The organism is Streptomyces sp. NPDC055400 (assembly GCF_053644375.1).
On record NZ_JBSHLM010000019.1, the window covers coordinates 229,481 to 249,286 of the forward strand.

17 protein-coding genes are annotated in these 19,806 nt (G+C 68.8%); 8 read left to right on the plus strand and 9 right to left on the minus strand.

Annotation, left to right across the window (positions count from 1 at the left end; translation table 11 throughout):
* Positions 1 to 13 precede the first annotated feature (13 nt).
* Entirely contained in the window at positions 14 to 406 is a 393-nt protein-coding gene (locus ACWIGU_RS38990) for a M15 family metallopeptidase (protein ID WP_454406514.1), read from the plus strand.
* A 516-nt stretch (positions 407 to 922) separates the two neighbouring features.
* On the opposite strand, the gene ACWIGU_RS38995 is transcribed toward ACWIGU_RS38990, so the two are convergent.
* Complete coding sequence (locus ACWIGU_RS38995) at positions 923 to 1,111, minus strand: DUF6381 family protein (protein ID WP_454403680.1); 189 nt, start codon at positions 1,109 to 1,111, stop codon at positions 923 to 925.
* Between the two features lie 252 nt (positions 1,112 to 1,363).
* On the opposite strand from ACWIGU_RS38995, the gene ACWIGU_RS39000 reads away from it, so the two are divergent.
* Positions 1,364 to 1,552: a hypothetical protein gene (locus ACWIGU_RS39000; RefSeq protein WP_454406515.1), complete on the plus strand. Its 189-nt coding sequence runs from the start codon at positions 1,364 to 1,366 to the stop codon at positions 1,550 to 1,552.
* A gap of 256 nt (positions 1,553 to 1,808) precedes the next feature.
* Positions 1,809 to 2,036 carry a hypothetical protein gene (locus tag ACWIGU_RS39005; RefSeq protein WP_454406517.1) on the plus strand — a complete coding sequence of 76 codons (228 nt, stop codon included), beginning with the start codon at positions 1,809 to 1,811 and terminating at the stop codon, positions 2,034 to 2,036.
* Here ACWIGU_RS39005 and ACWIGU_RS39010 read toward each other — a convergent pair.
* Genes ACWIGU_RS39010 through ACWIGU_RS39025 form a run of 4 tightly spaced genes read right to left on the minus strand, consistent with a single transcriptional unit; the run spans position 2,026 to position 7,692 of the window.
* Positions 2,026 to 4,479 carry a beta-glucosidase gene (locus ACWIGU_RS39010; protein ID WP_454406518.1) on the minus strand — a complete coding sequence of 818 codons (2,454 nt, stop codon included), beginning with the start codon at positions 4,477 to 4,479 and terminating at the stop codon, positions 2,026 to 2,028. The two genes, ACWIGU_RS39005 and ACWIGU_RS39010, sit on opposite strands and share 11 nt — an antisense overlap.
* Positions 4,480 to 4,535: 56 nt before the next feature.
* On the minus strand, positions 4,536 to 5,348 hold the full coding sequence (locus ACWIGU_RS39015; RefSeq protein WP_454406519.1) for a carbohydrate ABC transporter permease: 813 nt from the start codon (positions 5,346 to 5,348) through the stop codon (positions 4,536 to 4,538).
* Entirely contained in the window at positions 5,348 to 6,313 is a 966-nt protein-coding gene (locus ACWIGU_RS39020; RefSeq protein ID WP_454406520.1) for a carbohydrate ABC transporter permease, read from the minus strand. The genes ACWIGU_RS39015 and ACWIGU_RS39020 overlap by 1 nt, the downstream gene beginning before the upstream one ends.
* A gap of 2 nt (positions 6,314 to 6,315) precedes the next feature.
* The gene (locus ACWIGU_RS39025; protein ID WP_454406522.1) at positions 6,316 to 7,692 is read right to left on the minus strand and encodes an ABC transporter substrate-binding protein; all 1,377 of its coding nucleotides are present in this window, start codon (positions 7,690 to 7,692) and stop codon (positions 6,316 to 6,318) included.
* A 141-nt stretch (positions 7,693 to 7,833) separates the two neighbouring features.
* On the opposite strand from ACWIGU_RS39025, the gene ACWIGU_RS39030 reads away from it, so the two are divergent.
* Positions 7,834 to 8,577, plus strand: a complete 744-nt coding sequence (locus ACWIGU_RS39030) for a GntR family transcriptional regulator (protein WP_454406523.1) — start codon at positions 7,834 to 7,836, stop codon at positions 8,575 to 8,577.
* A gap of 40 nt (positions 8,578 to 8,617) precedes the next feature.
* Here ACWIGU_RS39030 and ACWIGU_RS39035 read toward each other — a convergent pair whose 3' ends face one another.
* The 3 genes from ACWIGU_RS39035 to ACWIGU_RS39045 form a co-directional block, all read right to left on the minus strand.
* A complete protein-coding gene (locus ACWIGU_RS39035; protein WP_454406524.1) occupies positions 8,618 to 9,667 on the minus strand; it encodes an N-acetylglucosamine kinase in 1,050 nt (349 codons plus the stop codon).
* The gene (locus ACWIGU_RS39040; protein WP_454406525.1) at positions 9,664 to 10,965 is read right to left on the minus strand and encodes a family 4 glycosyl hydrolase; all 1,302 of its coding nucleotides are present in this window, start codon (positions 10,963 to 10,965) and stop codon (positions 9,664 to 9,666) included. The genes ACWIGU_RS39035 and ACWIGU_RS39040 overlap by 4 nt, the downstream gene beginning before the upstream one ends.
* A 152-nt stretch (positions 10,966 to 11,117) precedes the next feature.
* Positions 11,118 to 11,936 (minus strand): 6-phosphogluconolactonase, encoded by an 819-nt coding sequence (locus ACWIGU_RS39045; RefSeq protein WP_454406526.1) that lies wholly within the window; start codon positions 11,934 to 11,936, stop codon positions 11,118 to 11,120.
* 455 nt (positions 11,937 to 12,391) lie between these two features.
* Between ACWIGU_RS39045 and ACWIGU_RS39050 the strand changes: the two genes are divergently transcribed.
* A complete protein-coding gene (locus ACWIGU_RS39050; protein ID WP_454406528.1) occupies positions 12,392 to 13,159 on the plus strand; it encodes a Type 1 glutamine amidotransferase-like domain-containing protein in 768 nt (255 codons plus the stop codon).
* 287 nt (positions 13,160 to 13,446) lie between these two features.
* Here ACWIGU_RS39050 and ACWIGU_RS39055 read toward each other — a convergent pair whose 3' ends face one another.
* Positions 13,447 to 14,721 carry an ROK family transcriptional regulator gene (locus ACWIGU_RS39055; RefSeq protein WP_454406530.1) on the minus strand — a complete coding sequence of 425 codons (1,275 nt, stop codon included), beginning with the start codon at positions 14,719 to 14,721 and terminating at the stop codon, positions 13,447 to 13,449.
* A gap of 346 nt (positions 14,722 to 15,067) precedes the next feature.
* Here ACWIGU_RS39055 and ACWIGU_RS39060 point away from each other — a divergent pair, with 346 nt between their 5' ends.
* From ACWIGU_RS39060 to ACWIGU_RS39070, 3 genes are all read left to right on the plus strand, one after another.
* Entirely contained in the window at positions 15,068 to 16,879 is a 1,812-nt protein-coding gene (locus tag ACWIGU_RS39060) for an RICIN domain-containing protein (RefSeq protein WP_454406531.1), read from the plus strand.
* A gap of 286 nt (positions 16,880 to 17,165) precedes the next feature.
* Positions 17,166 to 17,861 (plus strand): esterase/lipase family protein, encoded by a 696-nt coding sequence (locus tag ACWIGU_RS39065; protein WP_454406532.1) that lies wholly within the window; start codon positions 17,166 to 17,168, stop codon positions 17,859 to 17,861.
* Positions 17,862 to 18,409: 548 nt separating this feature from the next.
* Positions 18,410 to 19,806: FAD-dependent monooxygenase (locus tag ACWIGU_RS39070; protein ID WP_454406533.1), on the plus strand; the 1,397-nt coding region annotated here is incomplete at its 3' end.

The window sequence follows — 19,806 nt, forward strand, 5'->3', positions numbered from 1 at the left end:
CGGGATTCCGGGTGTGGCCAACCTCGATCCAGGTCTGCTCAAGGCCCTCCGCCAGGCGGCAACGGATGCCGCGCAGCAGGGAGTCGATTTCCGTGTCAACAGCGGCTGGCGTTCCCCGGAATACCAAGATCAACTTCTGGGCAAGGCGGTCTCCAAGTACGGGTCCGAAGACGAGGCCGCCCAATGGGTCGCCACCGCACAGACGTCGCCTCACGTGTCGGGTGACGCGGTGGACATCGGCAGGTCCGATGCGACGGCATGGCTGTCCCGACACGGTGCGCAGTACGGGCTGTGCCAGACCTACAAGAACGAACCATGGCACTACGAACTGCGCACCGATGCGATCGGCAGCGTGTGCCCCCGTATGTATGCCGACCCCACCGAGGACCCGAGGATGCAGCAGTGACCGGCAGTGAGCGAGGACGGACAATGCCGCAGGTGGACACGACCGGGACCGGACAGAGCGGCGCCGGCCACCGCACCCGCATGTCCATCACCGAGAGGTGTCAGGGCACGGGCGGGGGTCTGAGTTCCGTCGAGGGCCACGATGCCGTGCGGGGTGCGCGGCGCGCGGCTCGGCCAGGGCGTCGGGGAAGCGCCCGCGTGTTGTGCGAGCGATCTCGTGGGCCCGGCCCTTGAGGTGATCGCTCCCGGACTTGGTCACGGTCGTCTCCACAGCGGGACCGTACGCATTCCCGCCGGACGTCGCGTGAAATTGGAGCAGCCGGACAGACGGGGCCTTCGGGTGGTGCTGCGCGGGACCCGACCTCCGTCCTTGTCAGGCGGCGCTGCCCCGCCGAAGTGCCGGCCGGGGCCGCGGGCGAGGGGGCGGAGACAGCAGGACCGGCCGGGGGCCTCTCGCGTGCCAGAAAAGCCACGGAGGCCGGCCACCGGCCGGTGTCTGTGCTCGGAACTACCGGGACTACATCGTCGGGTCGATGTCCTGCTTGCCCGTACCGCCGATGTGCTCGCTCTGCTCCTTGAGCTGGCGGGCCTTGTCCTTCAGACGCTGACGCTCCTGCGGGTCAGTGGCACGTTCCGCGGCCTGTTCCAGGTCCTGAACCTTCGCACGCATCTGCTGGACACGACCGGACTCACCTGCAGCGCTCATGATCACTCCTTGGGTGATGAGGAAGAGCGGGCCACATCAGCGAAACAGGACCCGCCACCCCCTGCATCCCGAACAGTCACCCACCGCTATCAACCCAGCTGAAAAGCCCCGCGGAACGACGGCAGGCACAGCCCGGGGAGCGCCGGCCAGCCACCTGGCGGCGCTGTGAGTGGCCCCTGGGGCCTGCATCAGGACCGCCGGCCCTGGCGATGCCGCGCTCAGCGGTCCCGGTCCCACGGGGTCGGATACGAGATGGTCGGCGTCCACAAGGGTCTGCGCTTCAGCGACGCACTGCTCACGGACGCCAGCCCGGTCGTGCGCGGGGCTGCCTACGTGTACCTCCACGAGGTCGCGACCACTCAAACCCGGGACCTCCGTACCCGCCTCGGCTGGGCCCTCGTGGAAGTCGGCCTGCGGCTGGCGGCAGCCGCCATTCCGTAGCACCGTTCGCGACCGCCGCCCCGTGGCGAACATGCCCGCGAGGATGGGGAATTGGCTGACGCCAAACCCACCGAGGTGGGGGATTGCATGACCGTCCGTCGGCGTCGCCGGCCACGGGTTCGGCCGGTCAGCCCTGCCCGGCACCTCGGCCACCGACGGCGAGTACGCGTTCTCGATCTACTCCAACGACGGCTTTGTACGCTCCTTCGCCGGTCGGCTCGCGCCCGCCGAAGACTGGGACGGTGGCCTCCTGCGCGTGAAGGTCGACCTCCTGAAGGGCAGGGGTCCCCGGCACGAGGCCCAGGTGAAGCTCATGTTGCTCAACGACGGCACCAAACCGCTCGACTTCACGCTCACCGCTCATGACCACGTCGGGGGCACCCAGAAGGTCACCGTGGCCCCCGGCATGCGGCCCGCGGGACTGGGATGGATGTCGGTGTGCCTCGTGCCAGCTGGGGTGCAGCCCGCTCCGGTCACACGTTGATCGGAGCAGTCAAGCGGCGATCCGCGACGGACGAGCCGGCCTGGACCACGTACGAGCCAGGCATAAAGGACCACGCCTTCGCCGTCTCGTCCCACGTCTCGAAGGCGCGGCGCGGGAGTTCGACCACCGCGTCGACGCTCTCGCCGGGGCCCGCGGTGGCGCCCGCGAAGCCCACGAGCCAACGGGCCGGCCGGGCCGCGTCGGGTTCGCCCGGGGACAAGTAGACCTGAACGACCTCGCGGCCGGGGCGGTTGCCGGCGTTGCGGACGCGGACCGTCGCCGTCGTGCCGGACACCTCGATCGACTCGTACGTCCAGTGCGTGTAGCCGAGGCCGTGTCCGAACGGGTACGAGGGGGCGGCACCGGACTTCTCCCAGGCGCGGTAGCCGATGAACACGCCCTCGCTGTATGGGAGTTCACCGCCATCCGGGACGACCTGCGTGACGGGGGCATCTGCGAGGGTGCCCCAGGTGGTGGGCAGGCGGCCGCCGGGCTCCTCGGCGCCGGTCAGCACGTCGGCGAGGGCAGCGCCGCCCTCTTGGCCCGCGAACCAGTTCAGGAGCACGGCCGCGACGTCGTTGCGCCACGGGAGTTCCACCGGGGATCCGGAGTTGACGATGACGACGGTGTTCGGGTTGGCGGCGGCCACTGCGCGCACCAAGTCGTCCTGGCGGCCGGGGAGTTGGAGGTTGGTGCGGTCGTATCCCTCGGATTCGACGCGGTCGGTGGTGGCGACGACGACCACGGCGGTGTCGGCGGCCCCGGCGGCCGCTGCCGCTTCGGCGATCAGGTCGTCCGGGTCGCGCTGCGGTTCCTGGTGAGCGAGTGTGAACGAGATGTCGCTCGCCGGACCGTCATCGACGACGTGGCGGAGAGAGACCTCGACGGGCTCGCCCGCGGTGAGTTCGGCCAGGCCGCGGGTCAGGGGAGCGCTGAAGAACCCTCCGAACGGGTCGTTGTCGTCGAGGGGCTGGATGTCGTCGTAGTACGTCGTTCCGTCGACGACGAGCCGGAAGGCTCCGATGCCCTTGATCGCGAACGCGTGAGGGCCGGTGTCGCGCGGCGTGAACGTACCGGCGAGCTCCACGCTGTGGAGGTGATCGCGGGTGACACCGTCCGGGAGATCCGCGCCTGCCCAGTGGATCTGCCCGTTGTGGACGTCATAGGCACCGATGACCCTGCCGCTCGCGTCCCTGCAGACGGCCTGCAGGTCGAAGCCCTGTTCGGCGACGGCCGGTTCGGTGCGCGGGTCGGCACCGACGGCATACGTCACGGTCCCTTCCGGCAGCGCTGCAGTGAGCCCTTCGAGCGGCGAGACGACCCGGGACGGGAAGACCGTCGCGGAGCCACCGCCGAGGATCCGGGCGTCGCGGGCAGCCGCACCTGTCACGGCGACCTTGCCCTGCTTCAGGGGAAGCGCACCGCCCTCATTGCGGACGAGAACGAAGGACCGGTGGGCGATCTCGCGGGCCAGGGCCACACCGTCGATCTCCGCCGGCACCTCGGTGACGACGGGCTCGGCCCCTTCGAGGATGCCGACGCGGGCGGCGAGCCGCAGCACGTTCCGCACGGCCTCGTCGACCTCCGACTCCTCGACCTCGCCCGCGCGGACGGCCTCCGCCAGGGCCGGGCCGTATACGGTCTGCGGGCCGGGCATCGCGACGTCCAGGCCGCCTTCGATGGCATGCTTCGTCGACCGCGCGGCCGACCAGTCGGAGACGTTGAAGCCGTCGAAGCCCCATTCGCCGCGCAGGACTTCGTTCACGAGGTAGCGGTGTTCGCTCATCGTCGTGCCGTTGACCTGGTTGTAGGCGGTCATGATGCCCCACGGGTGGGCGTTCGCCACGATCGCCTCGAAGGGCGCCAGGTACAGCTCGCGCAGCGCCCGTTCGGAGAGCAGGTTGTTCACGGTGAAGCGGTCGGTCTCCGCGTCGTTGGCCACGAAGTGCTTGACCGTGGTACCCACGCCACCGGACTGGACGCCCTGCACGTAGCCGGTGCCGATGACGCCGGTCAGGTACGGGTCCTCGCTGTACGCCTCGAAGTGCCGGCCGCCGAGCGGGGACCGGTGCAGGTTCACCGTCGGCGCGAGCAGCACGTGGACGCCCTTGCGGCGGGCCTCCTGGGCGAGCAACACGCCGACCCTGTATGCGAGTTCCGGGTCCCAGGTTGCCGCGAGCGCGGTCGGGGACGGCAGGGCGATCGACGGGTCGTCGACGCTCCAGCGCACGCCGCGTACACCGATCGGGCCGTCCGACATGACCAGGGACTTCAGGCCGATCTCCGGGAGCTCGGGGAGCGACCACCGGTCCTGGCCGGACAGCAGCCGCGCCTTGGCGTCGAGGTCGAGCTTCCCGAGGGCCGTTTCGACGACCGTCTCCCGTGCCTGATCTGCCCGCACGGTGGCGTCATCTTCTCGTCGAGAGCTGTTGGGCTGGGTCATCCCGCAGTCGTTCCTTAAGAGCCGTAGGTTGCTTGGTGTGAAAGGGCCGCCGCGCTTCAGCCCTTGACAGCGCCGGAGAGCATGCCGCGGATGAACTGCCGCTGGCAGAACACGTAGAGGCCGACCACGGGGAGGCAGATCAGCACCGCCGCCGCGGCGAGCAGGTTGATGTGCACGAGGTAGCGGCCGGAGAAGGCGCCCAGGCCCAGTGTCAGCGGCTGATGAGACGGGTCGGAGACGAGGATCAGGGACAGGAAGTAGTCGTTCCAGGTCCACATGAAGTTGAGCAGGACGAAGGTGGACACCGCGGGCCGGACGACCGGCAGGTAGATCCGCCACAGCATGGTCCAGGTGTTGGCGCCGTCCATCTGCGCCGACTCGCCGATGCCGGCGGGCACCGAGCGGAAGGCGGCGCGCATCCAGAAGGCGCCGAAGCTCACTCCGGTGCCGACGTGGGCGAGGATGATGCCCTGGTAGGTGTCGGTCACGCCGGCGTACTGGAAGTCGTAGTAGAGCGGGACGATGATCGCTTCCATGGGGATCATGACCCCGAAGAGGATCAAGGGGAAGAGCAGCTTCTCCCCCGCAACGCCCAGGACTCCGAAGGCGTAGCCGCTGAGGATGGCCAGCACGGTCGAGACGGCCACCGCCGTCCCGGTGATGATCACGCTGGACTTCAGGTACTGGGTGAAGTCGGCCTGTCTCCAGGCTTCGGTGAAGTTGGACCACTGCAGATGGCCGAGATCCAGGTGCCCGGAGATGTCGGGACTCACCGCGACGCCGAGGATCCAGGCGACCGGGAAGAGCACCGCGACGGTGAGCAGCGTAAGGATCACGTAGTTGAAGATCTTTTCCCGCTTGGAGATCATCAGTTGTCTCCTTCGGAGATCTTGACCACGACCAGGGACACGACGAGTGCGACCAGCGCCAGGACGACACCGATGGCGCAGGCGGCTCCGACGTCAGGGTTGGCGAAAGCTCTCTGGTAGAGCACCACGGTCGGGGTGATGGTGGAGGTGCCCGGGCCTCCTCGGGTGGTGAGCCAGACGATGTCGAAGACCCGGATCGCGCCGAGCAGCGTGAGCGTCAGGACGACGGCGAGCTGGCCGCGCAGGCCGGGCAGGGTCACGGAGAAGAACTCCCGTATCGGGCCCGCTCCGTCCATGCGCGCGGCGTCGTAGAGCTCGCCGGGGATGTTCTGCATTCCCGCGGCGAACAGCACCATGCACAGTCCGAACGCTCCCCAGGTGCCGGCGAGTCCGAGGGCGGGGAGGGCCCAGGTGAAGTCGCCGAGCCAGCCTCGCGTCAGTCCGCCCATGCCGAAGGCGGTCAGTACGGAGTTGAGAGGGCCGTCGGGGGCGTAGATCTGCTTCCACACCACGGCGACGACGGCCGGGGTGAGGACTTGGGGAAGGAAGATGAACCAGCGGTAGATCCCGGCGCCGCGGACGTCTTTGCGTGCTGCCAGCGCCGCGCTCGTCAGGCCGAGGACGATGGGCAGCAGGGAGAAGAAGGCGATGAAGTACAGGGTGTGGGTGACCGCTTGGCGCAGCGTCGGGTCGGTGAAGAAGCCGGTGTAGTTGTCGAACCCGGCCCAAGTGGCCTTGGTGATGCCGTCCCAGTGGTAGAAGGACAACTGTGCCCCCTGCCCGGCGGGGAGCAGCACGACGAACCCGTAGATGAGCAGCGCCGGGGCGAGGTAGACCAGTCCCAGGAGTCGCCGGCGGCGCCGGTGCGGGGACGTATGGGTACGGGGCGCTCGGCGTAGGGGCCGACGGACTTGGGTGTGCGGGCTTGCGGGGTGCGGGGTGCGGCTCTTGTCGAGTGTGGCCATGACTACCTCGCCAGGCTCTGCTGGAAGGCGGCGACGTTCTTGGCTGCCGCGCCTACTACGGCGTCCGGTGTGGACTTGCCGGCCAGCATGCTCTGCATGGTCGTGTTGAGAGTGTTGAACAAGGTGGGTGTGGCCCAGTCCAGGTAGGGCACAGCGGTTCCCTTCGCCGAGACCTCCTGGGAGATCGCCACGTCGTCCGTGAACAGGGGGTCGCCGCTGGGGGCCTTCACGTCAGGTTGCAGCAGGGGCATCGTGCCCTTCTGTACGGCGAGTTCGGCCGCTTGCCTGCCGGACGCGAAGTCGAGGAAGGCCGCCGCGGCATCGGGGTGCTTCGACTTCGAGGCGATGGAGAAGTTGGTTGCTGATGAAGCCGTGGCGACCGGGTCGCCGTCGTCCTTGCGCGGTAGAACGAAGGACCCGAACTCCTTGGACTGGCCTGCCTTGAGCGGTAGTGAGCCCGAGTAGTTGAAGTGGAACAGGCCCTTGCCGTTCGTGAAGTCCTGGGCGGCGTCCGCTGCGGCGGTGCCCGCGTAGTCCTTGCCCAGGTATCCCTTGTCGGACCACTGCTTGAAGGCTGAGACCGCCTGCGGGAAGCCCGTCTGGTCGATGTTCACGTTGCCGTGCGAGTAGATGAAGTCGGAGATGGTGCTCTGTGTGCCGAAGGCGTTCATGAGCGAGAAGAGGGGTGCGGTGATCCCGAGCTGGTCCGAGTTGCCCAGCGCGATGGGGGTGATGCCCGCTGCTCTGGCCTTGCCGAGGACGGCCTGGAAGTCGTCGTAGCTGTGCGGGACCTTGGCACCGATCTTCTTGAGCAGCGCCCGGTTGTAGTACACCTCGATCAGGGAGGCCCGGGCGACCGGGGCGCCGAACAGCGAGCCCGTGCCCATCTGTTGGCCGTCGGTGGTGAACTGGTGCTCGTTCACGATCGACGCGGGGAAGTTCTCTCGCCATCCGTAGGCCTTGGCGTAGTTGTCCAGGTTGAGCACCAGACCACCGCGGACCAGTGTGCCCAGCGACTGCCAGCCGTTGTTGGCCGGGACGATGTCCGGTGCGTCGGCGGACTTCAGTTTGAGCGGGAGGGCTGCCATCACGTCGCCCCAGGGCAGTGACGTCCGCTCGATGGTGATGTTGGGGTACTTCTTCTCGAATGCGTCGACCACCGACTTCATCCAGGCGTCGTCGGGGTCTCCGGTGAAGTAGTCCAGGACGTGTACCGTGACGTGGCCCATCTTGGCCGGATCGGTGGTCACCGCGCCCGCACCGGCGCCGTTGGCCGCGCCGGTTCCGTTGGTGCCTGGTACGCAGCCGGCCAGTAGGCCGGCCGTTGCGAGCGGCGCCAACAGGCTGGCGATCCGCCGGGTTCTACTGCGCGAGACCACGGTGTCTCCTGTCCTCGATGGGATGCCCCGAGAGCCCGGGTAGGTGAGTTTGAGCCTAGAGCCCAGCAGACCACTTAGTCCAGATCTCTGAAGTTGGTTTGTTAGCTCTGCCGAGCAGACCAGTTTTGGTACGGTGGGTACATGACGAGCGTGGACGACACCAAGGCGGGGGCCGCCGTCGAGCAGACCTACCGCCGACTCAGCAACGCGCTGCGCCGCGGGGTCTACCCGCCCGGGAGCCGGCTGCCCGGCGAGCGTGATCTCGCGACGACCCTCGGGGTCAGCCGCTCGACCCTGCGTCTCGCACTGGGACGGCTCGCTGAGGAGAACAAGCTCGAACGCTCCTCGCAGCGCGGCTGGTTCGTACGCCGCAACATCGTCGGAGAGCCGCCCAGCACGCTGCAGAGCTTCTCCGAGATGGCTCGCGCCCGCGGCCTGCGCCCGCAGTCCGCGGTGCTCCACCAGCGCACCCGCCCGGCCACCTTCGAGGAGGCCGAGCAACTGGGCATCGCCCCCGCGTCCAAGGTTCTGGATCTGCGGCGGCTGCGCAGCCTCGACGATGTGCCTGTGTGTGTGGACTCCAGCGTCGTGGTGCTGGCCCTCGCTTCCGAGCTGGCCGGCATCGATCTCTCCGACCGCTCGCTGTACGAGACCCTGGAGCAGGAGTGCGGGCTGCGCATCGCCCGCAGTTCTTATACGGTCCACGCTGCGGCCGCGGACCAGGCCACCGCGAAACTGCTGCAGATCGAGCCGGGCGACCCGGTGCTGATCGGCGAGGAGTTGACCTACGCGGACGACGGCTCGCTCCTGCTGTCCGGACGCATGGTGTACCGCAGCGACGCCTACCGGTTCCAGGCCGACCTGTTCCGCCCGGTCGGCAACTGACACCGCCCCGGCTGCCTCAGGCAGCCGGGGCGACCGCCGCTCAGGTGGTCAGGAATTCCCTGGGCGGCAGGCTTCTTGTCACCTTTTCCACGACGGCGTCGGCGATCCCTGCATCCCCCAACGCCACCCCGCCCTCGCCGAGCGCGTCCAGCAACGCCCCGGCCACCGGGGGCAGGGAACTGCGGTGCAGCACCGCTCCTGGCACGTGAGCGGGCAGTTCGGAGCACAGCGCCTCGGCCACCGGGGAGTCCTCGGCCATCAGGACCGAGCCCGACAGCACGACACTCACCGGCCGCCCCTCCCCCACAAGCCCGGTGCGCCGTGCGGCCACCCCGGCGTACTGGGCGAAGTGGTTCCCCTGGGCGCGGACGATGTCGACGGCCACCGGATCACCGGCCGACGCCACCGCCGTGACCACCCGCGCGCAACTGGTCCGTTCCCGCCCCGACGCCTGCCCCTGGCGGCGCGTCAGCCAGTGGTTGAGCGCCTCCGCCGAGGACTTGTCATAGTGCGCAAGCAGCGCCGCGGTCAGCGCGGTGTGCGGCCCGAGCCCCAGCTCTGCCAGGAAGACCGCCCGGAAGGCCTCCTTCGCCAGGCCCACCGCGCCCATCCCGTGCTGGCCCCACCAGCCCATGTCCCACAGCTCACCGCCGTGTCCACGCGCGGCGATCGCCGCCGCCGTGCCGCCGGTCACCGAGATGCCGATACCACCAGGATTCCCGCAACGAATTGCCGCGTAGCCGTCGTTGAGGACGCTGCGCCGACCCAGGGCACCAGGGAAGCGACGCGACAGGGCCGCCTCCCAGTACTCCCGGTCCTCGGGCCAGTCGACTCCGGCAAGCCGGAACGCCGCGCTGACCACGGCCGCGATGTCCGCCCCCGCCTGGTCCAGCGCCTGTCGTACCGCCGCGAGCACCTCCGCCACGGCATCCTCGGGCGTCGGCGCCCCGTAGATGTCCCCGCAGCCGGAGCGCCCGGCGCCCACCACCTCGCCGGAGGCCGTGGCCACCAGGGCCGCCGTCTTGCTGTTGCCGGCGTCCACGCCCAGGTAGAGCGCGGACGCCGGCAGCACCGAGTCCGCCCCGATCACGGGACCAGACGCTCCGGCAGCCAGGCCCGCTGAGCCTTGGCCATCTCGGCGTACAGCGCCTCGGCGACCGGCAGCGACGGCACGAGGGGGTTGGCCATCATCGCGCGGACAGCGTCCGCCGGAGAGCCCTCCCATCCGGCCTTCGCGGCGAGGATCTGGTACTCGGCCAGCTGCTGGACCACGCCGCGCACGGAGTGCGGCAGCGGCTTCTGCGATTCGGGGTGGAAGCCCTTGCCGTCGACCGTGCCCCACAGCTCGACCACGGTCGACTCCTCGAAGCCGGGCAGCCAGGAGCCGGTGTTGGTGATGTTGAACGGCAGGCGCGTCGGGGCGTCGTTGTAGAACGCGCTGATCGCGTCGATGGCCAGCTCCAGCTCGTGGATGCCGCCGCGGGAGCGGCCCTGGTCCAGGCGCGGCGCGTCGCAGCACGACTGCTCCTGGTAGTGCGCCCAGTAGTCGGGCAGCGCGTCCATGATGACCTCGGAACGGGTCTGCGCCGACAGCTGCTGCTCGCGCAGGATCTCGTCGCGGAAGTAGTAGTAGTTGAAGTAGTCCGAGGGGATGGACTCCATGGCCACCGCCAGGTGCAGCGCCCGCAGTCCGTTGCGGTCCTCGGTCGGCTTGTCCTTGAGTGCCTCGTAGCGTTCGCGCAGGATCGGGAAGGCGTCCTGGCCGTCGTACGTCGCCTCGTTCGACCAGCAGTTGTGGTTCACGCCGACGAGGTTGGCCTTGAGCTTCTCCGGATCGAGACCCGCGGCCTTGGCGACGACCGGCGGGAAGACGATCGGGCCCTCGCAGAAGGAGACGATGGGGACGTCGGTGTAGTCGGAGACCGCCTGGGAGACGATGTTGACCGGGTTGGTGTAGTTGAAGATCCGGGCGCGGGGCGCGACGTCGGCCAGATCGGCACAGAGCCCCTTGATGACGTTGATCGAACGGAGCGCCATCATCAGGCCGCCGGGCCCCTGCGTCTCCTGGCCGATGACGCCGTACTTGAGCGGGATCCGCTCGTCCAGCGCTCGGGCCTCGAAGCCACCGGGGCGGAAGCTGCTGAGCACGGCGTCGACGTCGCGCAGTCCTTCACGCTGGTTAGTCGTCGTGCTGACCGTGATGTCGAGGCCCTCGTTGCGGGCCATCTTCTCGGCGATCGTGCGGACCGTCTCCAGACGGTCCGGGTCAAGGTCGATCAGGACGAACTCAGAGCCGTCGAACTCCTTGCCGTGGTGCATGAACGAGGCCATGGTGCCCGCCGCGCGCGAGGAGCCACCACCCAGGTAGGCAATCTTGACGCGAGCCATCGATCCTCCAGGATCTGTTGGTGTCACAGGTGTCACAGGTGCTACAGGTGTTACAGCTTCGGATTCGTTGTGAACTTGGGCTTTCGAGCGGCTTGTTCAAAGCTGCTTGCTCAAAGCCGCCTGCTCAAAGCTGCTTGCTCAAAGCTGCCTGCTCAGAGCGATGTGAGGGCCGCGGACGCGGACACTGCCGCCTCGTCGATGTAGAGCCGCGGCCGCGCGCAGTCGGCCAGGACGGTGGCCGGCCAGTCGGCTTCGTATCCCTCGGCCCGGGCGAGCCGCTGGACCGCCCGCCCCTTGTCCCGGCCGTGCGCCACCATCACCACGCGCTTGGACTGCGTACGGATGGTGGAGATGCCGACCGTGACGCCGTACTGAGGCACATCGGCGAGGCCGCCGAACGTCGGGAACGTCGACAGGTTGTCGGTTCTGGTCTGCTCCTCCAGGGCCACCACCCGGGTCCGCGAGTCTCCCGCGCTGCCCACCGGGTTGAACGCGATGTGCCCGTCCCCGGCACCCGAGGCGAGGAGGAACAGATCGATCCCGCCCACGTCCGCGATGCGCCGGTCGTAAGCCTCCGGATCGGCCGGATCGGGCACCCACAACCGCTCCGGCCCGATCCCCCGTGCCGGGCCGGCCGCGGCGTTCAGCGGTGCGACGATCTCCCGCTGCCCGAACCCGAGGCAGCTGTGCGGCAGCTCCGGATCGATCGCTTGGTACTCCCGGTCCCCAGGGCCGGACGACGTCACCTCGACGTACTCGTCCATCATCACGATCACGACGTGCGCGAGGTCAAGGCCGCGCGTGGCCACCTCAGCCGCCAGCGCCCGGTAGGTGCTTGCGGCACTGCGACCGCCCGGGCAGCCGAGCACATACATCCGCCCCGCCCACGCGGCCTCCTCGATCTCCACCGCGATCTCCGCGGCCAGCTTGCGCCCCAGGACCTCCGGGTCCTGGAAGACAGTCGGCGACACCCGCACAGAATGAACTCCCTTTCCGCCAACACTTACGCAGACCAGTTACGCCACTGACGATACGCTGGTCTGACTGGTTCAGGCAATGCCCAACTGGAGCCTCCCCGGCCGACGTGCCGAGATGACGCTCGAGGCGGCAGCCGTTGTGCGCCAACTCCCTTACTCCGGGGTGCCATTGGATGCCGGACACGGTCAGGTGATCCAGGCACGGTGCGCCCAGGAAGGGCTGCCCGGCATCCGACTCAGGAGACGATTCGCCGCCGTTGCACAGCCCGCGATCAGTCGGAGGGCGCGCGAGGTCGAACCGAGGGCGCGGCGCAGAGCGCGGGCGAGGTGGCCTGGTCGGCGAATTCCGGGGCAGCGCAATGTCCGTGATGAGCGCGTTACTGGCTCGCTCAGTCACGATTTCGGTTGCGGGCTCTTCGACAGCCAGGCACCGTGCCTTGCGACGATGCATGTGTCTTGGGGAGGTGCTTGTGACTGTCGTTCCGGAACGCCGGCTGATTCTCCTCGGAGGCGGCTTTTCCACGGATGCCGATGGGCTGCTGGACGACTGGGTGCTCGAGAGCTCGCGCGCTGCCCGACCCAGGGTCTGCTTCGTGCCGACGGCCAGCGGTGATAACCCCGGGTACTTCGAGCGCTTCTTGGCCGCGTTCCAGGCACGCGACTGTGAGGCCGGCGTCTTGCCGCTGTTCCGTAGAGAACTCGACGATGAAGGTGTGCGGGCGTTGCTGCTCTCTCAAGGCATCGTCTACGTCGGTGGCGGCAACACGGCGAATCTTCTGGCGGTCTGGCGCGCCCACGGGGTGGACCTGTTACTGCGCGAGGCCTATGACCGGGGAACCCTGCTGTGCGGCATCAGCGCCGGCGCCAACTGCTGGGCCGATGCCTCACATACCGACTCCTTCGGGCCGTTGACGTTCCTCAGCGACGGGCTGGGGCTCCTGCCCGGCTCGGTCTGCCCGCACTACGACAGCGAACCAGGGCGCCGCGCCTCCTACCGAGCCACGGTGGCAACCGGGGCACTTCCAGGCGGCTGGGCGCTGGACGACGGGGTCGGCGCCCTGTTCACCAATGGCCGTCTCGCCGACGCAGTGACACGCATCCCACAGGCCCGCCTCTACCGGGTAGAGCCAGCTGGGGGCGGAGTGGCCGCGGAGCAAACTCGCGCCTGCCGCCTGCTCACCGAACCGGTAGCGACCGAACCGGTCGCGCCGGACTGACGCGAGGCCATCCCAGACGCTGATCATCAACGTGACGTGCCCGAGCCGGGACCGGTCGAGGTCGTCGTCGTATCACCGGTGCGGTGGCGGTCAACCGGCCCCGGCGTGGCGCGGGCACGCCCATTGGTGCCCCGTTCCTCGGCGACTCCTGTCATGCGGGAGTCATGCGGGTATCGGGGCGACACCGCCCCTGGAGGCCGTGAACGACCGCTACTCCGAAGCAGAGCGCCGGGAAGAGACACTCACACTCCCCCACAGCGGACCGCCGCCTCGCGAAACGCCGCTCCTCACCGCGCCATGACCGCTGCCCCGCTGGGGTCCTGATACACCCGGTCCAGAGCCAGATGCGCGCCGCCGCGAGCCGCCGCGCTGAACCCCAGCGTCGACAGCAGCACCTCGCATCCGCCCGCCGCGGGAGCCATGACGCGGGAGGCGAATTCACCACGCACCCGCTCGATCAGATAGTCGCCGAAGTGGACGAAATAGCCGCCCAGGACGATGGCCCGCGGGTTGAGGACATCCGCGAGGAGAGCGGTGCCAAGCGCAAGACCGTCGGCGATCCGCTCGAGCGCCGCGAGGGTGGCTCCGTCGCCCGCATCCGCGCGGCGGCGCAGCTCGGTCAACCGCTGTTCCAAGTCGACGGTGGGGTCGTGGACGGGGTCGTCCGAGGAGGCGGCGCGGCGCAGCAGGGCGGTGAGGCCGACCATCGTCTCCCAGCAGCCGACGCGCCCGCAGACGCACGGTTCGCCGCCCGGATCGAGGGGCATGTGGCCGATCTCGCCCGCGAATCCGGCGGCGCCTCGCAGGAGCCGGCCGTCGGAGATGATGCCGCCGCCGACGCCGGTCTCGCCGGTCACGTAGATCAGGTCGTGGATGCCTGCCTCGGCTGCAATCAAGTACTCGGCGATGGCGCCCAGTTTGGCGTCGTTCTCCAACGTGACCGGCGGGGCCCCACGGCCGAGCCGCTCTCGCAGACCGTCGACGACAGCGACGTCCCGCCAGGCGATATTGGGAGCGTAGGAGACCACGCCGGTGTCGCTCTCGATCACCCCGGGCGCCGCGACGGCCACTCCCACCGGGTGCGTCCCCTTGGCGCGCAGGGCGTGGAGCGTGTCCCGAACCACCTCCGCCATGCGGTCCAGCACGATCTCAGGGGCGCTGCCCCGTGTGTCGATCGGAGTGTGGCATTCGGCGACGGTCTCGCCCCGCAGGTCGAGAGCGATGAGGCTCAGGTAGTCGACGCTGATCTCGACACCGATGCCGCAGATGGTGCGGCCGTCGATCTCCACGGTGCGGCTGGGACGTCCGACCGAACCGTGGCGCTCGATGTCGCCTTCACGCACCAGGCCGCGTTCCATCAGCTCCGCGACGAGGTTGGTGACAGTGGCTTTGGGCAGTCCGGTCTCGGTCGCGATCCGGATCCGGGGCCGCGGTCCGGCGTCACGCAACAGGCGCAGCACCAGGCCGAGATTGGTGCGCCGCAGCGACGCGCGGTCGCTCGCCCGCGGCGGCCCTCCGCTGCCCATGTCACGCACGCCGGCTTCCCGTAGATCTGCCTTCACCAGGCCTGCTCCTTGATGCGCACTGATCGTTTCGTATGCGGGTCCCCGTCACGTTACGCGGCCGTAGCGCCACGCAATACGGCTGGCCTCATCCAGTTCAAGAGTCTCGCCTCCAGTCTGTTGACTAGGGAGTATTAATTTTGGATCCTAGCCGAACTAATTAGGGCTGGGGGAGACACAAATGACGTTCCAGGGATGCGGGCGGCAGTCGGACCCGCCGGAGGCTCCGGCCCGGCCGCAGCAGGACCGCCCGAACTGCCGCATCGCGGCTGGGCGGTCTTCGAATGGTGAACCACCGCCCGGGGGCCCGATGCCCGCAGGCGCATCGACAACGAGAGGAGCACCAGTGTCAGTCCGTTCCAGAGCAAGAACCCTCGCGGCCATCGTCGCCGTGGGTGCCGTGCTGGCCGGCGCGGCGGCGTCCGTCCCCGCGTCCGCCGACCCGACCTCGCTCACCGTCACCGTCGGACAGAAGGGTTCGTGGTCACACCCCGACGACTCCCCCGCCTCCACCTTCATCGACAAGGACGGCTCGTTCCACTACCAGTCCGCGCACGCCCTCTACAGTGCGAGCGATCCGCGCGAGTGGATGTTCTACAGCGGCAAAGACTTCGACGCGGCCACCGAGGACAAGGAGTTGAACAAGGCGGTCAATCCCGCCAACGCCGACGACCGCAACGACGACACCACATGGCGCTGCAACAACAGCCCCACCGGCCGCGAAGCCACCCAAGCCCCCGCCGATTCCCGCTACGCGCAGAAGAACTACTGCGACCTGATGGGCGTCTGGGTCGATCCGGACACCGGCGACTGGTACGGCCTGGTCCACAACGAGTTCACGCCGAGCCCCTTCGGTGACGGCCTGCACTACGACGCCATCGACTACGCGATATCCAAGGACCAGGGCAAGACCTGGGACATCAAGAACCACGTCCTCACCTCGCCGTACAGCACGAACCGCGACGACGCCGCGGCGTTCCCGCACGACACCTACTACTACGGCGATGGCGACCCGCGCCTGTTCGTGGACACCGCCTCCGGCTACTTCTACGTCTACTACAACTCCAGGGTGATTCCGAAGGGCGGTGTGCCGGGCGGCTGGACGGACGGCAGCAGGGCGCACGTCGCCCGCGCCCCGATGTCCGGCAAGATGGCGCCCGGTTCGTGGAAGAAGTGGTACGACGGCACGTGGTCGCAGCCCGGCCTCGGCGGCCGGGAAAGCAACATGGAGCCGGTCGACTCCACGCACACCACCGGCTACACCCCCGTCGCACACGACTACGATCCGGCCAATGACGGCTCAGTCGCAGAACAGCAGGCCGCGGGTGAACTGCCCGCGAAGGCAGACCTGTTGACGATGAACATCGCCTACAACGCCTACCTGGGCCTGTACATCGGCCAGCCCGAGGCCATCACACAGGACAGCACCGAACCCCAGCGGTTCTACGCCACCGACAACCTCGCCACGCAGAAGTGGCGGCTCATCGGTGACACCGGCGACTACCTCTCCGGGTCCTGGTACCGGTGGATGCTGGACTCCGTGAACAAGACCGGTTCGACGATCGTCGGGAAGCAGTTCCGCAGCTACTGCTCGTTCCAGTGCTCGGGCGGCGCCGACGGCGAGTACTACGACACCACCATCGGAACCAGCACCCCTGCGGCCCCGGTCACGTCCGGCAAGGCCTACACCATCGGAAACAGCGACGGCCGCATCCTCACCCAGGCAGGCGACAGCAAGACCGCCACTTCGCTGTCCTCCCACTCCACATCGCACTACGCCCGTTGGACTTTCACCTCGAACGGCGACGGCTCGTACCGCATCACCAATACCGCCACCCGCCGGCTCCTCGGCGTCGACTCCACCCGTGACGCGGGCCGTGCCTGGGCTGCCAAGCCGACCGTGACGGCTGCGCCCAAGTCCGGCCCCACGGTCGGCCAGCAGTGGTTCGTCATTCCGGGCCGCGACACCGACGGGCACACCACAGGCACGTACAAGATCGTCAACCGCTACAGCGGCCTCGTCATCGGCATGTCCGACGACGACGAGCGGCGCGTCGAGACCACCCCCACACGCGCCTGGACCGACGCCAGCGGCAGCGCCGTCGGCGATGCCCGCACCGCGGGCGAGCAGACGCTGAAGCTCACACCCAAGGGCTGACTCCACTGCTCCATGCGTCGGCCCCGTGTCCGCCGTGCCACAGCCGGCAGACACGGGGCTGTTCGCAGACTGCCCCTTGCCCAGCTCCTGACGAAGGCGCGCCAATCATCCGAACCTTCCTCCGAGTTGGGCTCGGACGTGCCCGCACCCGGGCGGATACGAACCCCCATTCCCTCGAGACTCACCACCCTGGGTCCCACAGCGCGCATCACCCTGTCCCTATCAAGCTGTGCGCCCTACCATCGCGCTGCACTCCATCCCCCAACAGCCGATTGCGGGAGGATCCATGCGCCGACGACGCCTCACCCTCATCCTGACCACGCCGGCCGCACTCTCCGGACTGCTGTCCGCCGCCCCCGCACCCTCCGCAGCAGCAGCCTCCGCCGATCAACGGCCCGTGATACTCGTCCACGGCTACAACGCCGGTCCCGGCGTCTGGGGCGCGTTGGCCGAGGAACTCAAGGCCTCCGGATACTCCGACAGCCGCCTCTTCCGATGGAGTTACGACAGCTCCCCCTCGGTGAACGAGACGCTGTCCGGGCAGTTCGCCGCATACGTGGACACCGTCCGCCGGCAGACCGGAGCGGACCAGGTCGACATCGTCGCGCACTCCTTCGGCAGCCTTGTCACCCGCCGGTATCTCAAGTTCGGCGGCGGCACGGCACACGTGGCCCACTGGATCTCGCTGGGCGGACCGAACCACGGCACCTACACGGCGTGGGCCTGCGCCGCCTGGGACCAGGCCTGCCGTGACATGTCCCCCGGAAGCTACGTCCAGGACCGGCTCGCCGACGGCGACGAGACCCCGGGAGCCACGCGGTACAGCACCTTCTGGTCCCCTTGCGACGAAGTGATCGATCCCGACGACAGCGTCCCGCTGACCGGCGCCACCAGCACCGGGGCAGGCTGCCTGGACCACGACGAGCTTTTCACCGACGACGGCGTCTCGCAGGGGGTACGTGCCTTCCTCGCCACGCCGTGACCGACCGGGGGACGGGCGGTTTCCCGAGAGGCTCCCGTGAAGCTGTCGCAATCCCCGTCGCCGGCAACACACTCGGCACCGCCCGTTCCCTGAGGCACCGGTACGGATCTGTTCGACGTTCCCCTGTCGAGGAGTAGGTCACTGGACGACACCGACAGCGGATGAGGGCGGTGTCCTTCGACAGGTCGTCGGCGGGCGCGACGAGATGAGCCACCTGCCCCGGGCACCGGAGCAGGCACAGCTCTCGCACGGGCCGACGCAGTAGTCGCTGCGCAGCTGTACGTAATCCCCCCGCAGACGTGTCCGGACAGGGCGGCCGGTTCGGGGCAACGGCCCAGGAACGTCTTGAGCCGGTGGTGCTGGAGTTCGTCGAGACTGTCGGGGCGACTGAGACGTCATTTCATCTGGCTCGGTAAGCAATTGGCAAAGAAAGGGTTTCGATTCCCCCGGTTCCGCACCGTGGGCGAACCTCAACCCTTTCGGATCGGCGCAACCTGGTGAAGCCCACTGGCTCGGGAACCAATCCGGACAAACTAGGGAGCCTGATCATGGCCGATGTCGACGTACTCGTGGTGGGCGCAGGCCCTGTGGGGCTAACGGCGGCGGCCGAGCTGCGGCGGCACGGCGTGGACTGCCGCATCGTCGATCGGCTGCCCGTCCCGCAACCCCATGCCAAGGCCATCGGCATCGTGCCCCGCACCCTGGAGGTATGGGACGCCATGGGCCTGGTCCGCAGAGCTCTGGACGAGGCGGTGCCACACCTGGGGCAGCTGGTCTACATCGACGGCAAGCCTCGCCCCCGGGTCGAGCTCACTTTGCCGCCCGAGATCCCCTATCCCTTCGCCACACTGCCCCAGTACGAGACCGAGCGGCTGCTCACCGAGCACCTTGCGGGTTTTGGCACGGAGGTGGAGCGGTCGACCGAGCTCCGCTCGCTGGAGATGCGCCCGCACGAGGTCGAAGCCGTTCTCGCGCACGGAAGCGGCCGGACCGAGCGGCTGCACGCCCGCTACGTCGTGGGCTGCGACGGCGCGCACAGCCTGGTCCGCAAGGCGGCCGGGCTGACCTTCGAGGGCGATGCCCTTCCCGAGCAGTACATGATCGGCGACGTCGAGGTCGACTGGGAACTGCCCGCCGGCTACAGCATGCGGTCCGTGAACCTGGACGCGAACGGTGAGGTGGACGACATGCTCGTCTGCATTCCGATGCCGGGCGTCCGGCGGTACTGGCTGTCGATGCTGCACCCCCACGCCCAGGCCGAGGGCGAAGACGGCCCGAGCACCCCGGACGGGACCGTCCTGGGCCTGAGTGATGGCCAGGGCCTGGACCTCGGGCAGATCCAGGCCGTGCTCGACCGGCTGTCCCCGGAAGTGACGACCGCCTCCACGCTGCGCTGGTCGTCCGCCTTCCGGACCAGCCACCGCATGGTGGACCGCTACCGGAACGGCCGTCTCTTCGTCGCCGGGGACGCCGCACACATCCAGCCGCCGATCGGCGGGCAGGGTCTGAACACCGGTGTACAGGACGCCCACAACCTCGCGTGGAAACTGGCCCTGACCGTCCGCGGTCTGGCCACGGACGACGTGCTGGAGAGCTATCACGCCGAACGCCACCCGGTGGCGCAGGAGGTGGTCGACCGCACCGTCCGCCATGCCCGCACCGTCCGCCAGGCCGGTGCCGGCCCCCTCAACAACGGCGCCGACACCGAGATGGCGCTGCGGCGCCAGGCTCAGCTGCTGGTCGCCTACCCGGACAGCCCGTTGGTCCAGCCGCAGACGGCGGACGGCACACCCGCGGCCTGTCCCGCCCCCGGCGACCGGGCACCGGACTGCCGCGGCCTGTTGAGCGACCTCGCCACCTACCCGCGGCGGCTGTTCGACCTGCTGCGCACCCCGCGGCACGTGCTGCTGCTGTTCGCGGGCTCGGAGCACGCCTCGGGCGACGG